Genomic DNA, 14849 nt, shown 5'->3' on the forward strand with positions numbered 1-14849 from the left:
TTATATTCAGCAAAATTCTATGTTTAATTATTTGTGAAGAATCTAGTTTATTTATTAATTAAACCCACACTTGTGTCATTTTTGTTTTCCCACCTTTCCTTTGTACCTTTGTCAGGTTATGCAAGAATTTTTTACAGAATCAAATCAAAAACTAAAGTCATTTAACGATTTATTGAGTCAACCAAAAAAAATCGTTATTACAACTCATCAAAATCCTGATGCCGATGCACTCGGTTCATCTTTGGGATTAGCAGCATATTTAAAGAAAAAAGGCCATTTTCCGACGGTTATTACACCAACTGATTATCCAGATTTTTTGAAATGGATGGCAGGAGAAAAGGAAATCATAAATTTTGAAGGCGACAAGCAAGATTTAGCAAAAAAATTAATTGCGGAAGCAGAAATGATTTTTTGTCTTGATTTTTCGGCACTCAATCGGATTAAACACATGGAAGAATTTATCAAAAATTCTTCTGCACCAAAAGTTTTAGTTGATCATCATCAACAACCCGAAAACTTCGCTGATTTTGTTTTTTGGAATGAAAAAGCAGCAGCTACATGCGAATTAATTTATGAACTAATTGAAAAATTAGGTGATAAAAATCTCATTGATATTCCATTAGCTGAATGTCTCTATGCTGGATTAGTTACTGACACTGGCTCATTTAGGTTTGATAGCACAACCAAAGAAATTCACAGAATTGCTGGCGAATTGATTGCTGTAGGAATTCATACCAACGGAATTCATCGCAAAATTTTCGATAGTAATTCATTTGAAAGAATGAAATTTTTGGGTTTTGCATTGGGTGAAAAACTCACATATCTACCCGAATATAATGTGGCTTACATGGCTATTTCCAGAGAAGAACTGAGTCGATTTGGCTCAAAAAACGGCGACACCGAAGGAATAGTTAATTACGGATTAGCCATAAAAGGCGTAGTAATGGCGGCTATTTTTACGGAAAGAGACGATATGATTAGAATTTCATTTCGCTCTGTTGATAGCTTTTCAGTAAGTGAATTTTCAAGAACTCATTTTAATGGTGGCGGTCATAAAAATGCCGCTGGGGGGCGTTCACACGAAACATTGAGTAAAACAGTCGAGAAATTTCTCGCCTTGCTACCAAAATATCAAAACGAATTATTAAATAACTTACCATAAATTTAACCTTCAATCGCTTAATTTCTAATTAATAAATAAATTTCAATGACAAATTTTTTAAAAACAACGTTGAGCGTTGCAGCAGCAACAGGCTTACTTTTTTCTTGTAGTCAATTTAAAGTTACTCAAGACCCTGATGGCTCAAAATACCAAGTCCACGAAGAAGGAAAAGGCAAAAAAATCAATATTGGTGATATTTTAACTTTTGATTTGGTTATTAAAGCATCAAATGATTCGACTTTTGAAGATACATACAAACGTAGCCAACCGATTACAATGGTAGCACAAAAAGGTACTTACAAAGGCTCTTTTGAAACCTCACTTTTACATTTAACAGAAGGTGATAGTGCAACCGTTTTAGTGAATGCAGACTCACTTTTCGCTCGTATTCAGCAGCCACTTCCTCCAGGAATCTCTAAAGGTTCAGATATGAAATTTATCGTAAAAATCAAATCGACTCAAACACGTGAAGAATTCCAAAAAGCTCAAGATGCTAAAAAAGGAAACGAAGCGAAGTTAATGGAAGAATATGCAAAGAAAAACTTTCCTACGGCTACAAAAACACAATATGGTATGTATCGTGTCGTTGTTAAAGAAGGAACTGGTGAAGTAATTAAAAGTGGCCAAACTGTAACAGTTGATTATACAGGTAAACTCATGGATGGAAAAACTTTTGATAGCTCGGTAGGAAAACCTGGTCCAAAATTTCAAGTTACGGTAGGTCAAGGAGCAGTTATTCCAGGTTGGGAACAAGCCTTGGCAATGATGAAAAAAGGCGAAAAAAGCATTTTCTTCATTCCTTCAAACTTAGCTTATGGCGAACAAGGTGCTGGTGGCGTTATTGGACCTTTCAGTTCATTAATATTTGAGATGGAAGTTGTTGATGTGAAGTAAAATATATTAAAAATCACAAGCTATCAATTTATTTTCATTGGTAGCTTGTAATTTATAGTTTAAAACATATATCAAAAATTCAGATGAAGAAAATTGCATTTTTATTAGTTTTAGGAAGCTTAGTGTTCGGAAGTTCTTGTAGCAAATTTTTAGAAAATGACCTTGAAGCCATTAATAAGAAAAATACGCAAGAGATAGCCGACTATATCAGTCAACATAACCTTCAAATGCTAAGTACCACTTCTGGGCTTAAATATATTGTTAATCAGAATTCTTTAGGAAGAAATGCCCTAACTGGTGACGAAGTTACTTTTCATTTTAATCTTACATTACTTAACGGTACAGCTCTTGATAGCACTTCAAGACTAAAAAATGAACCAGCAAAGATAATTTTAGGAGCTAATAGTGTAATTCAAGGCTTTTTAGAAGCACTTTATTTACTAAAAGAAGGTGAAAGAGGTGTTTTCTTAATTCCTTCTATTTTGGCTTTTGGAACACAATCGAGTGCAAACGTACCTGCAAATTCGGTTTTGAAACTTGATTTAGAAATAGTAAAACTTCGTTCGGAAGAGCAACAAATTGATGATTACGTAAGAGGCACAAAATTACCTGTAACAGAAACTACTGCTTCTGGCCTACGTATTATTAAAACTTTGGAAACCAATGGAACTCCATTAAAAGTTGGCCTTTTGGCAACCGTAAAATATACTGGTTATTTGGCTAGTAATGTGAAACAATTTGATACTGGTCAGATTAATGTTGGGCTTGGAGATGGAGCCGTTGTAAAAGGTTTTGAAGAAGGACTATTGAAAATGAAAGTTGGAGAAAAAGCCGTTTTAGTATTTCCATCATCACTTGGGTACGGTACTACGGGAAGCAGCACAACAATTCCTCCTTATGCACCACTAATATTTACCGTTGAAATTATTAGTGCTAAGTAAAAACTTAATATTTTGATATTACCAAAGCCTCTGAACTTTTCGGAGGCTTTGGTGTTTTAAAAAGTATTCATTAAAATGTTTCTCTGCAAATGCCTAAACTACCGAAAGAACTTGAAAAAGCAGTTTTGAGTCTTCCTAGTAAAGATAAAGATAAGTTACTGATAAAACTCATCGGAAAAAGTGAGTTATTGATTCAACAATTACATTTTCAATTACTTGAAGATGAATCTGATTTGAAAATCAAACGTGAAGAAATTAGAAATAGTATTTTGAGGATTTCAAAAATGTACCATGATACGCCTGGTTGGATGATGATGGATATGCGAGAATTGAACGGAAGAATTACTCATCACGTAAAAGTAACCAAAGATAAATATGGTGAAGTTGAACTGACACTCTATTTACTCAATTCGTTTTTTCAAAATCAGTTGACACATTTAGAATATTATTCAGGAAAAACCGACTCAATTGCTCTTTATATTGCCAAAAGAACAGAATTTATCTTGAATAAATTACCCAAATTACACCCAGATTATTACGTTGAATTCGAGCGAGATATTAATAAATTACTTGAAAATGTGCATAATTATTGTCCTTCTTTCTACGCCAAACAATTGATGATTGCCAAGAATTGGGAATATTGAAAAAGCCTCATAGAAATAATTCCACGAGGCTGGCAAGTTGTTGTTTTAGGTAATCGGGAATTACTTTTTGCGTAACTCTCACAGCAATATAGCATTTAGAGTTTGCTTACATTTTTGCAACTTAAAATCGAAAACGCTATTTGTTTTTTATTAGGCTGTGTAGGCTAGTTTTATACTTTTTGGATTAACTAATCTTTCGACTATAATGTTTAGACGGTACTTTTTTTAAAAGTAACAACCAATACCATAAAAATAGAGGAAATTCCAAAATTGAAACTTCCTCTATTTTTATTCATCACAATGATAGTTTATTATATCTGCAAAAAATAAGATTTTAAACTACGATTTCTGTTAAACTATTAAAAACTCTTTATAACATCTGAAATAATTTCAACGCAATCCCACATTTGAGATTCTGTCATGACCAATGGTGGAGCAAGTCGAATTTTGTTACCATGTGTTGGTTTCGCTAAAAGTCCATTATCCTTAAATTTCATACAAATATCCCAAGCTAAATCAGAATCTTCATGCGAGTCAATCACAATTGCGTTGAGCAATCCTCTACCACGCACTTGTGTCACGATGTTTGTTTCTTCAACTAATTTCTGCATTTCTGCACGGAAGATTTTGCCAAGAAAAGCTGCGTTTTCAGCTAATTTTTCATCTTTTACTACCTGCAACGCTTCCATTGCCACAGCACAAGCCAATGGATTTCCACCATAAGTTGACCCATGTTCGCCTGGTTTAATTGTAAGCATAATTTCGTCATCTGCCAATACAGCTGATACAGGAAGCACACCTCCCGAAAGTGCTTTTCCTAAAATAACAATATCAGGTCTTACATTGACATGGTCAACGGCAAGTAATTTCCCTGTACGAGCAATACCAGTTTGAATTTCATCAGCAATAAAAAGAACGTTGCTCGCTTTACATAAACGATAAGCTTCCGCCAAGTAAATATCATCAGGAACAACAACGCCTGCCTCGCCTTGAATCGGCTCAAAAATAAATCCAGCAATATATGGGTCATTGATTAATGCTTCTTCTAAAGCTTCAATGTTGTTGTACGGTACAACTTCAAAACCTGTCATGAATGGACCAAAATCACGGCGAGCGGTTGGGTCTGTCGAAGCCGAAACCACTGAGAGCGTACGTCCATGGAAATTTCCACCTGCAAAGATAATTTTAGCTTTGTTTTCTGGAATTCCTTTCACTTGGTAAGCCCATTTGCGGCAAAGTTTCAAGGCAGTTTCAACGGCTTCAACGCCAGTATTCATCGGTAAAACTCTATCATAACCAAAATATTTGGTAATATATTCTTCATAACGCCCTAACATCGAGCTATAAAAAGCCCGTGAAGTAAGCGTCAGTTTTTGTGATTGCTCAATCAAAGCATTGATAATACGAGGGTGGCAATGCCCTTGATTCACAGCCGAATAAGCCGATAAGAAATCATAATACCGTTTACCATTTACATCCCAAACATAGACTCCTTCACCACGGTCAAGCACCGCCGAAATCGGGTGATAATTGTGAGCCCCATAGCGTTCTTCTAATTCGATTAGATGCTCACTCAATGACATATCTACTACCATATTACTAAATATTTACCTATAAATGTTAAACAGTTATAGTACATTTCTGAAAAAACTATTCAAATATGTTATTTTGACTTTATATATTTACAAAATAAGTTATATTTACTTTAAATATTTATTTATAAAATCAAATAATATAATATTAGACAAATAAAATTTACTTTGACTTATGATAAATGAAGATTTAATTGACGAATACGATAAGAATATTTTACTTCAGCTCGAAAAAGATGGAAGAAAACCCTATTCTGAAATTGCCAAAAATCTCAATATTTCCAATACGATGGTTCATCAGCGAGTTACTCGATTGAAAAGAATTGGTGTATTAAAAGGAGCAGGAATTATTTTAGACGAACGGAAGTTGGGTTATGAATGGAGTGCTTTTACTGGCCTTGTTCTGAAAGAAGATTCTGATTCAAAAGTAATTATTGAAGCTTTGAGGAAAATTCCAGAAGTGACCGAATGTTACTATATTACGGGCCAATACACGCTTTATATAAGAATCGTTGCAAAATCAAGTGAACACATGAGAAGTGTACTTTATGATAAAATTGACCATATTACAGGAATTTTAAAGACTGAATCTATGATTGACTTTGGAGCAGCTTTTAAACGAAATGTAAGTGTTGAGCTTTAATTAAAACAGCTCATACAGAAAAAAGGTATTCATTTGAATAACTATTATGACCAATCATTTATTCATATATTTTCTCAACATCAATGTAGTTAAGTATGATTGACTTGAAATAATGAAACCAAATAAAATTTGTTAAAGTCTATAAAAATAGTGGGTTGTAATATTGAAAACCAAATATTATTTTTGTATTAATTATTAATTGCTCAACAAACAATGCCTTACCAATGCCTAAAATTTATTTAGATAATGCCGCTACCACACGCCTTGATGAAGAAGTTTTGCAAGCGATGTTGCCATTAATGACTGAAAACTTCGGTAATCCTTCTTCTATTCACTCACATGGACGACAAGTGCGTTCGGCTATTGAGAAAGCCCGAAAAACAGTAGCAAGCCTCATCAATGCATCGCCTTCTGAGATTTTCTTTACTTCGGGAGGAACAGAAGCAGACAATACTGCTATTACGGGTAGCATTGATACTTATGGCTTAAAACACGCTATTACTTCTCCAACTGAACATCATGCGGTATTACACACGCTCGAATATTTGGCAAAACAAGGTTTAATTGAGCTGAGTTACGTCAATCTCGATGAAAAAGGGCATGTGGATTTATCACATTTGGAGCAATTATTAAGTACGAAACCTCGTTCTTTAGTGTCGTTAATGCACGGAAATAACGAAATTGGTAATTTAATTGATTTGGTAAAAGTTGGCGAACTATGTAAACAATACGATGCCGTTTTCCATTCGGACACTGTACAAACTATGGGACATTATAAACATGATGTTCAACAATTGAAAATTGATTTCTTAGTAGGAGCTGCACATAAATTTCATGGACCAAAAGGCGTAGGTTTTTTATATATAAATGCCGATAATAAAATTCATCCATTCATTCATGGTGGCTCACAGGAACGTAACATGCGTGGTGGTACAGAAAATGTTTATGGTATTGTAGGTTTAGCAAAAGCTCTTGAAATTGCTTACAAAGAAATGGATGCTCACAAAATTCATATTGAGAAGTTAAAGCAACACATGATAGAAAAACTAAAAGTAGCAATTCCTGATGTGCAATTTAATGGAGATTCTGCCAATTTAGAACGAAGCCTTTACACTGTTTTAAATGTAAGTTTACCTCCCAATGAAGATAATGATATGTTACTATTCAATTTAGACATTGCTCAAATTTCTTGTTCGGGTGGAAGTGCTTGCACGAGTGGTTCGGATGTAGGCTCACACGTTTTAGGAGCATTGAATGTTAAACCCGAACGAGGAAATGTACGTTTCTCATTTGGAAAATATAATACAATTGAAGAAATTGATAAGGTAGTTACGGTAGTAGCTGGTTTGTATAAATAAAATTGGTAAATAAAAATATACATATAAAAAAATCCCGATTCTTCTGAATCGGGATTTTTTGTAAACTTAACTAAATATTGATTAGTTAAAGATATAACGAAGTCCTAATTGAACTTGGAATACATCATCAACAGTTTTTGATTTTACGAAAGAATCACGCAATAAGATAGTTTCAGTAGTTGATTTTCCATCAGCACCAACATTTGAAATAACTTGTGTATTCAAACGATATACTGGAATACCATTTGCACCTACACTAGCTAAAACTAATGGGCTGAATGAAGTTGCAGAATTACCTACACCCCAAGCATTATTAATCATGTTACCGAAGTTATAAATATCTCCTCTCACACGGATAATGTTTTTCTTTCCAGCCTTTCCAACTTTTACGTAGAAATCTTGTTCAATTGATAAATCAAAACGAGTTAACCAAGGGAAATAACCTGCATTACGTTCAGCATATTGACCTTTACGAGTTGATAAGTAAGAGTTTCCACTGATAAATGAATCAAAAGCAGTTGCTTGTTGCTCAGGGGTAAATGTTTTTCCTCCAGTAGTCAATGAAGAGAATGTTAATTCTGATGCACTTTTTGGCACAAAAATCAAATCATTGATTTGACCATCACCATTCATATCATTTGAATATGTGTAAGAAATTTTACCACCACTTTGAGATGTACCACCTAAAGTAATCATAGTAGCCCCACCAAATTGTCCGCCGTATTCTTTACGATAACTCAAGAATCCAACAAAACGGTGACGTAAATCATTATCAGAATAACCTAAAGTATTATAGTTAACACCACCAAGAGCAGGAATATTAGCATTTACAGTACTACCAACTGAAGCTAAGTCTTTTGCTTTAGCATAAGTATAACCAAGCATTCCACCAAAACCTTTAGTTACAGGTTTTTCTAATTTGAAAGTTAATGAGTATGAACTTCCTTCGTTAGTGTTTGTCAAGATATAAGCACTATTGATTGCACTGTTGATATAACGAGCAGCTGTTGCAGCACCACCAGACAAACCAGATGCAGGGTAACGGTCACGAGTATCAGTACCTGCAAAGTCAGCAGTTGCTCCTTTCAAGTTAACATCAATATAACGTAAAGCATTGCGGTTTTTGTTATAAATCACCTCAGCAGTTGCTACTAAGCCCAAAAATGGTAATTTTTGGTCAATTGCAAGGTTAGTTTTCCAAACTTGTGGGAATTTCAAGTTCTCGTCAGAAGCATTAATGTTATAACCTGTGATTTTTGACAAATCAGTAGTAGTTGGAGTATAACGAGTTGGGTCAAGTGTAAATGGATATGCTTTTGTATTTGTTTGGTTAACTAAGCCGATGTTTACACCATTGTTACCTAATTGATTTGAAATCAATACATAAGGAATTCTTGATAAGAAAAGACCACTACCACCACGAATTTGAGTAGTTTTATCACCTTTTACGTCAAAGTTAAAACCAATACGAGGAGATAGATAAAGTCTTGCTTTTGGCATATTTTCAGTATTAACCTTATAATCTGCTCCTTCTGGAGTTTTGAAAGTCAAAGCTGAAACTATTTTATTAGCATAATCACCTGCCGTTTGAGCAACAGCTACATAATCACCTCTGATACCTGCAGTAACTTTGAAGTTTTTAGAAACTTGATAGTCATCTTGTGCATAAATACTTGATGTTCCAACTTTCAATGTTTGCCAAGGTTTTTGTCCATCTGGCAACAATGTATAACGATAATTGAATCTGTTCAAAGCAACTGGAGATTCTGTCAAATTAGGATTAGCTAGATAAGCTAAAGCAGCTGTTTTGAAATCAGCAATTGAGTTAAACGTATAAACACCATTTGAGCCATAGAAGAACAAGTTATTTGAGATAAAGTGTTCGTATGCAGCACCTAAAGTGAATGTATGTTTGTTTGCAAAAATCGTGAAGTTATCAGTAAAATTCAAAGTTGAATAATTCAACTTGTTATTAGGCGTAAATGGGTCAAAACCAATTGTTGTATAAGTTGATCCATCTTTCAAAATATCTACCGTTGGGAATAGTTGTGTACGGTAAGAACGGTCTTCAATTTGTTTGTTATAAGTAGCAATCAAATTGTTTGCATATTTTCCTTGGAAAGTTGAGTTTAACTCAGCAACAATCGAACGAGTATTATCTTGAATTTTGTAACCAGTATTTTGAGCAGAAATAGCCGTTGATAAGTTATTACGGTTACCGTTACCAGCTGTATTTGAACTATTACTATTGCTAATAATTGCATCTGACTCAGAATCGTGTTGTGAATAACGAATTGATAATTTGTGGTTATCATTAATGTTATAGTCAATACGAGTCAAAAATTTCTTACTGTTTACTTCATTGTTGTAACCATCAATTGCACCTAGGTCAAAATTAAAGTTTGTTTTCATAAACGCACTTAAATCTTCCAAGTCTGCAGCTGTTGTACGTGAAATATTACCTACTGCACCAGGGCGGTTTGCAACCCAATCTAACGCTGGACGAGCTCCTTTAACACCTTCAGCATTTACAAAGAAAAATAATTTATCTTTAATGATTGGTCCACCAAAACGGAAACCATAAGATTGTTCTTTAAAAGTTAATGCAGGAATTGCATTACCAGCAGCAGTTTTTCCGATTAGATTTTGATTTTTCTTGAAACCATAAATTGAACCTGAAAAATCATTCGTTCCCGAACGAGTTACAGCATTGATACCAGCACCAGCAAAACCTGATTGACGAACATCAAACGGAGCAATATTGATTTGAACCTCTTCGATTGCATCTAGTGAAATAGCAGAAGTACCAGTACGACCACCCGCTTGAGCTTGGTTACCTAAACCAAAACCATTATTGAACACCGAACCATCAATTGTAAAGTTGTTGAAACGGCTATCTTGGCCACCAAATGAACGACCGTTGCTATAAGCATTATATTTAGTGATGTCATTCAAAGTACGACCCAAAGTTGGAATACTGTTGATACTTTCACGGTTTAATGTTGTTGCAGCACCAGTACGGCCTGAACTAATAATATCACTACGAGAAGATGTAACTTTAATCTCATCAAGGAATGTTCCCGCTTCGTCTAATTTAACATCAACGTTTGCGGAAGTACCTAAACTTGCAATAACACCTTCTTTAACCGCTTCTTTGAAGCCAATAAATGTAAACGTAATTTTGTATGGGCCTCCGATACGAACTGCAGGAAGTGTATAACGACCCGCCGTATTTGAAACTGTACCGTATTTTGTACCTGAAGGTACGTGAACAGCAACTACTGTTGCCCCTGGTAAGCCTTCACCCTTGCCATCAGCAACTAAACCACTAATTGAAGAGGTTGTTACCTGAGCAAAGCCTTGAAAAGCAAAAAGGATTCCAGCAAGGAGGCCAAATGCTCCTCGCAAAAAAGTAAATTTTCGCATCATTTTTTTTTGGAGTTAGAAATGTTTGAAGTAAAAGTCATTAAGTAGTTATTGTATTTCCTCTGCAAAGGTCTTAAAATTTTTCTCTAAAAAAAACAAGCACCTACTCTTTTTATTTGAGTAAGTGCTTGATTTATAGCAAATTATGAGTTTTTTAATGAAAAATATTGGTAAAAGCCAATTTTAAAATATTAAATAATTGTTATGCGTGCCTAATATTTTCAAGAACCCATAATTTCATGTCCCATTTTATCTCTTTTAGTTTCAAGATATTCCTTATTATGCGGATTAGAGGCTATTTCTATTGGAATTGATTCTATAATTTCCAAACCATAACCCATTAAGCCTGCTCTTTTTTTAGGATTATTCGAGATAAGTTTAATTTTTTTTACTCCTAAATTTCGTAAGATTTGAGCTCCAACGCCATAATCACGTTCATCCATTTTGAAACCAAGCTCGAGGTTTGCTTCAACAGTATCACGTCCCATTTCTTGCAATTTATAAGCTTTTAATTTATTCAAAAGCCCAATACCCCTCCCTTCTTGATTCATATATAAGATAACTCCTTTGCCTTCTTTTTCAACCATCTCCATTGCCGCATGTAGTTGTGGACCACAATCACAGCGACAAGAACCAAATATATCACCTGTTACACAAGAAGAATGAACACGTACCATTACTGGCTCATTTTCGTCCCATTTCCCTTTTATCAGTGCTAAATGCAATTGATCATTATCAAGCTGACGAAAAGCTACCATGTCAAAATGCCCCCATTCGGTAGGCATATTCACTCCTATTTCTCTTTTAATAAGCGATTCTTTTGCCAATCGATACTCAATTAGGTCTTTAATGCTGACCAATTTTAGATCAAATTTCTTGGCAATTTCAAACAATTGTGGCAATCGAGCCATTGTGCCATCTTCGTTCAAAATCTCAATCAATACTCCTGCTGGACTTAAACCTGCCAATTTTGCCAAATCTATGGCAGCTTCGGTATGACCTGAGCGACGAAGAACACCACCTTCGGCAGCTCTCAAAGGGAAAATATGTCCTGGACGACCCAAATCTTCAGGCTTAGTTGTAGGATTTACTAATGCTTGAATTGTCTTCGCTCTATCACTCGCCGAAATGCCTGTTGTACAGCCGTTACCTAATAAATCTACCGATACGGTAAATGCTGTTTCGTGTTGAGCTGTATTTTTCCCCACCATCATATCGAGTTCTAATTCCTCGCAACGCTTCCAAGTCAGTGGAGTACACATCAACCCTCGGCCTTCTTTAACCATGAAATTAACCATTTCTGGCGTGGTTTTTTCGGCAGCACAAATAAAATCTCCTTCGTTCTCACGGTCTTCATCATCAACCACGATGATTATTTCACCATTACGAATTGCTTCGATTGCCTCTTCTATACGGTCTAATTTCATTTATAATTTTTATATTTATGTCAATTACAAAACGTCTTTTCTAACAAAAACGTTTGTAAAGGTAATAGATTTCGATAAAACACGCCTCAAATAATTTTTGATTAAAGCAAAATATCAAAGAAAACCCTAATTATTCGTCAGTTGAAAACCGAATATTTTGAAAATAATAGAATCAATGACTTTGATATGATTGTTGCCATATAAAAATAAAAAACCGTGCTACAGTTTTAAAACATAGCACGGCAAATACTTTTTAAATCTATTATTTTTTATCAAACTCACGGTGAGCAACTTCGTCAAAAAGTCGTTCTCGTGGTAAGTTTTTAAAATATTCGTAAGTAATTTTCAAACCTTCAGCACGACTTACTTTTGGCTCCCAACCTAATATTTCTCTGGCTTTTGTAATATCTGGTTGACGCTGTTTTGGGTCGTCTTTCGGTAATGGCTTATGAACTATTTTTTGGTCTGTTCCTGTCAATTTAATGATTTCTTCGGCAAATTCATTCATCGTAATTTCCGAAGGATTTCCAATATTTACTGGATAAGCGTAATCAGAAAGTAATAAACGATAAATGCCTTCTACTAAATCATCAACATAACAGAAAGAACGCGTTTGCGTTCCATCGCCAAAAATTGTTAAATCTTCTCCACGAAGAGCTTGTCCAATAAAAGCAGGTAATACACGTCCGTCGTTGAGTCGCATACGCGGTCCGTAAGTATTAAAAATACGTACGATGCGGGTCTCTACACCATGATAAGTATGGTAGGCCATTGTCATCGCTTCTTGAAAACGCTTGGCTTCATCGTACACACCTCGTGGCCCAACTGGATTTACGTGTCCCCAATATTCTTCGGTTTGAGGATGCACCAATGGGTCTCCGTAAACTTCAGATGTAGATGCAATAATTACTCTTGCTTTTTTTACACGAGCTAGTCCTAGACAATTGTGAATACCGAGTGAGCCAACTTTAAGGGTCTGAATCGGAATTTTCAAGTAGTCTATTGGGCTTGCTGGTGAAGCAAAATGTAATATATAATCTAACTCGCCAGGAACATGAATAAATTTACTCACATCATGGTGATAGAATTCAAAGTTAGGTAACTTAAATAAATGTTCGATATTGCGTAAATCACCTGTGATTAGGTTATCCATAGCAATTACATAATACCCTTCCTTGATAAATCTATCGCAAAGGTGCGAACCCAAAAAACCCGCTCCTCCCGTAATTAATACTCTTTTCATACGCAATCCTCTAAAGAGAGGGATTTTATATTTATATGATTAAACTAAAGTTTTATTAAAAACGTCCACTTTCGGGACTATTTATTTTACTGTGTCTCTACCTACTGAGAAATACGTATAACCTAATTCACGCATATCTTTCAGTTCGTAAAGGTTTCGACCATCAAAGATAACTTTATTTTTTAAAGCTGCCTCCATTTTATCAAAATCTGGTGTACGGAACTCTGGCCATTCAGTCATAATCATCAATGCGTCAGCCCCTTCAATAGCTTCATAAGGGTTTTTAGCATATTTTACTTTTTTGCCAATCACTCCACGTACGTTTTCCATTGCTTCTGGGTCATAAACAACCACCTTTGCTCCTGCTTTTCTTAATTCCTTAATATTGTATAAGGCTGGAGCTTCACGAATATCGTCGGTATGAGGTTTAAATGCCAATCCCCAAAGGGCAATTGTTTTTCCTTTTAAATCTCCATCAAAATGTGCTTTCAAATGCGGCATCATTTTGGTTTTTTGTTTTTCGTTAACTTTCATTACCGATTTCAAAATTTTGAAATCGTAATCAAATTCAGCCGCTGTTTTTTCTAAAGCTTGCACATCTTTAGGGAAACAACTTCCACCATAACCAATACCTGCAAATAAGAATCTCTTGCCAATTCGGCTATCAGTTCCAATTCCTTTACGAATAGCATCAACATCTGCTCCAGCTTTTTCGCAAAGATTTGCAATTTCATTCATGAAAGTAATTTTCATTGCCAAAAATGCATTGGCTGCGTATTTCGTCATTTCGGCCGAACGTTCATCCATAAAGATTATCGGATTTCCTTGACGTACCAATGGAGCATATAATTTCTCCATCACTTTTTTAGCGTTTTCAGAAGTTGTTCCAATTACAACACGGTCGGGCTTCATAAAATCATCAACGGCAACTCCTTCACGCAAAAATTCTGGATTTGACACCACATCAAAGTCAACTTTTGCATTTTTTGCTACACGTTCACGAACTTTTTCTGCAGTTCCAACAGGTACGGTACTTTTATCAATTATAACTGCATAGTTTTTTAGTAGAGGTCCCAAATCACTCGCCACACCTAAAATATATTTTAAATCAGCCGAACCATCTTCACCTGGAGGCGTTGGTAATGCCAAGAAAATAACTTGTGCATCTTCTATTCCTTCAGCTAAATTGGTTGTAAATTTAAGGCGACCTTCTTTTGTATTTCGGTCGAATATAATATCCAAACCTGGTTCATAAATCGTGAGTTTTCCTTTGCGGAGTTTCTCAACTTTACGTTCATCAATATCAACACAAGTAACTTGATTGCCTGTTTCGGCAAAACACGTGCCAGTTACGAGTCCAACGTAACCTGTACCTACTACTGCTATTTTCATATTATTAAGAATGCACCCCCAGCCCCTGAAGGATAGTTTTTTTAGTGCTTAAATCACCCGAGTGAGGCATATTTCGAGCGAATATAAACTATATTATTTGATTTTTTGTTTGTCAGTACAAATGTAT

11 protein-coding genes are annotated in these 14849 nt (G+C 35.1%); 6 read left to right on the plus strand and 5 right to left on the minus strand.

From position 1 onward, the window contains the following. Window positions 1-118 precede the first annotated feature (118 nt). The 4 genes from MJQ71_RS10670 to MJQ71_RS10685 all read left to right on the plus strand — a co-directional run bounded on the left by MJQ71_RS10670 (window position 119) and on the right by MJQ71_RS10685 (window position 3641). On the plus strand, window positions 119-1162 hold the full coding sequence (locus MJQ71_RS10670; RefSeq protein WP_238806601.1) for a DHH family phosphoesterase: 1044 nt from the start codon (window positions 119-121) through the stop codon (window positions 1160-1162). A 45-nt stretch (window positions 1163-1207) separates the two neighbouring features. Continuing rightward, complete coding sequence (locus MJQ71_RS10675) at window positions 1208-2056, plus strand: FKBP-type peptidyl-prolyl cis-trans isomerase (RefSeq protein ID WP_238806602.1); 849 nt, start codon at window positions 1208-1210, stop codon at window positions 2054-2056. An 83-nt stretch (window positions 2057-2139) separates the two neighbouring features. Further along, window positions 2140-2997: an FKBP-type peptidyl-prolyl cis-trans isomerase gene (locus MJQ71_RS10680; protein WP_238806603.1), complete on the plus strand. Its 858-nt coding sequence runs from the start codon at window positions 2140-2142 to the stop codon at window positions 2995-2997. An 89-nt stretch (window positions 2998-3086) separates the two neighbouring features. After that, window positions 3087-3641: a hypothetical protein gene (locus MJQ71_RS10685; RefSeq protein WP_238806604.1), complete on the plus strand. Its 555-nt coding sequence runs from the start codon at window positions 3087-3089 to the stop codon at window positions 3639-3641. A 359-nt stretch (window positions 3642-4000) separates the two neighbouring features. On the opposite strand, the gene rocD is transcribed toward MJQ71_RS10685, so the two are convergent. After that, the gene (gene rocD, locus MJQ71_RS10690) at window positions 4001-5236 is read right to left on the minus strand and encodes an ornithine--oxo-acid transaminase (RefSeq protein ID WP_290370177.1); all 1236 of its coding nucleotides are present in this window, start codon (window positions 5234-5236) and stop codon (window positions 4001-4003) included. A 172-nt stretch (window positions 5237-5408) separates the two neighbouring features. Here rocD and MJQ71_RS10695 point away from each other — a divergent pair, with 172 nt between their 5' ends. Both MJQ71_RS10695 and MJQ71_RS10700 read left to right on the plus strand, forming a co-directional pair. Beyond that, a complete protein-coding gene (locus tag MJQ71_RS10695) occupies window positions 5409-5876 on the plus strand; it encodes an Lrp/AsnC family transcriptional regulator (protein WP_238806605.1) in 468 nt (155 codons plus the stop codon). Window positions 5877-6100: 224 nt separating this feature from the next. Continuing rightward, window positions 6101-7234 (plus strand): cysteine desulfurase family protein, encoded by a 1134-nt coding sequence (locus MJQ71_RS10700; RefSeq protein ID WP_238806606.1) that lies wholly within the window; start codon window positions 6101-6103, stop codon window positions 7232-7234. 81 nt (window positions 7235-7315) lie between these two features. Here MJQ71_RS10700 and MJQ71_RS10705 read toward each other — a convergent pair whose 3' ends face one another. From MJQ71_RS10705 to MJQ71_RS10720, 4 genes are all read right to left on the minus strand, one after another. Then, window positions 7316-10663 carry a TonB-dependent receptor gene (locus tag MJQ71_RS10705; RefSeq protein WP_238806607.1) on the minus strand — a complete coding sequence of 1116 codons (3348 nt, stop codon included), beginning with the start codon at window positions 10661-10663 and terminating at the stop codon, window positions 7316-7318. Window positions 10664-10881: 218 nt separating this feature from the next. Continuing rightward, on the minus strand, window positions 10882-12087 hold the full coding sequence (locus MJQ71_RS10710) for a bifunctional 3,4-dihydroxy-2-butanone-4-phosphate synthase/GTP cyclohydrolase II (protein ID WP_238806608.1): 1206 nt from the start codon (window positions 12085-12087) through the stop codon (window positions 10882-10884). 262 nt (window positions 12088-12349) lie between these two features. After that, window positions 12350-13330: a UDP-glucuronic acid decarboxylase family protein gene (locus MJQ71_RS10715; RefSeq protein WP_238806609.1), complete on the minus strand. Its 981-nt coding sequence runs from the start codon at window positions 13328-13330 to the stop codon at window positions 12350-12352. A gap of 81 nt (window positions 13331-13411) precedes the next feature. Next, the gene (locus MJQ71_RS10720) at window positions 13412-14722 is read right to left on the minus strand and encodes a UDP-glucose dehydrogenase family protein (RefSeq protein ID WP_238806610.1); all 1311 of its coding nucleotides are present in this window, start codon (window positions 14720-14722) and stop codon (window positions 13412-13414) included. Between the last annotated feature and the right edge of the window lie 127 nt (window positions 14723-14849).

Source organism: Emticicia aquatica, assembly GCF_923079645.1.
GTDB classification, from domain to species: Bacteria; Bacteroidota; Bacteroidia; order Cytophagales; family Spirosomataceae; genus Emticicia; species Emticicia aquatica.

Excerpts from the sequence above, each read along its gene's own strand:
- MJQ71_RS10670 (WP_238806601.1), top strand. The coding sequence starts at position 119 with ATGCAAGAATTTTTTACAGAATCAAATCAAAAACTAAAGTCATTTAAC.
- MJQ71_RS10675 (WP_238806602.1), top strand. The coding sequence starts at position 1,208 with ATGACAAATTTTTTAAAAACAACGTTGAGCGTTGCAGCAGCAACAGGC.
- MJQ71_RS10680 (WP_238806603.1), top strand. The coding sequence starts at position 2,140 with ATGAAGAAAATTGCATTTTTATTAGTTTTAGGAAGCTTAGTGTTCGGA.
- MJQ71_RS10685 (WP_238806604.1), top strand. The coding sequence starts at position 3,087 with ATGCCTAAACTACCGAAAGAACTTGAAAAAGCAGTTTTGAGTCTTCCT.
- rocD (WP_290370177.1), bottom strand. The coding sequence starts at position 5,236 with ATGGTAGTAGATATGTCATTGAGTGAGCATCTAATCGAATTAGAAGAA.
- MJQ71_RS10695 (WP_238806605.1), top strand. The coding sequence starts at position 5,409 with ATGATAAATGAAGATTTAATTGACGAATACGATAAGAATATTTTACTT.
- MJQ71_RS10700 (WP_238806606.1), top strand. The coding sequence starts at position 6,101 with ATGCCTAAAATTTATTTAGATAATGCCGCTACCACACGCCTTGATGAA.
- MJQ71_RS10705 (WP_238806607.1), bottom strand. The coding sequence starts at position 10,663 with ATGATGCGAAAATTTACTTTTTTGCGAGGAGCATTTGGCCTCCTTGCT.
- MJQ71_RS10710 (WP_238806608.1), bottom strand. The coding sequence starts at position 12,087 with ATGAAATTAGACCGTATAGAAGAGGCAATCGAAGCAATTCGTAATGGT.
- MJQ71_RS10715 (WP_238806609.1), bottom strand. The coding sequence starts at position 13,330 with ATGAAAAGAGTATTAATTACGGGAGGAGCGGGTTTTTTGGGTTCGCAC.
- MJQ71_RS10720 (WP_238806610.1), bottom strand. The coding sequence starts at position 14,722 with ATGAAAATAGCAGTAGTAGGTACAGGTTACGTTGGACTCGTAACTGGC.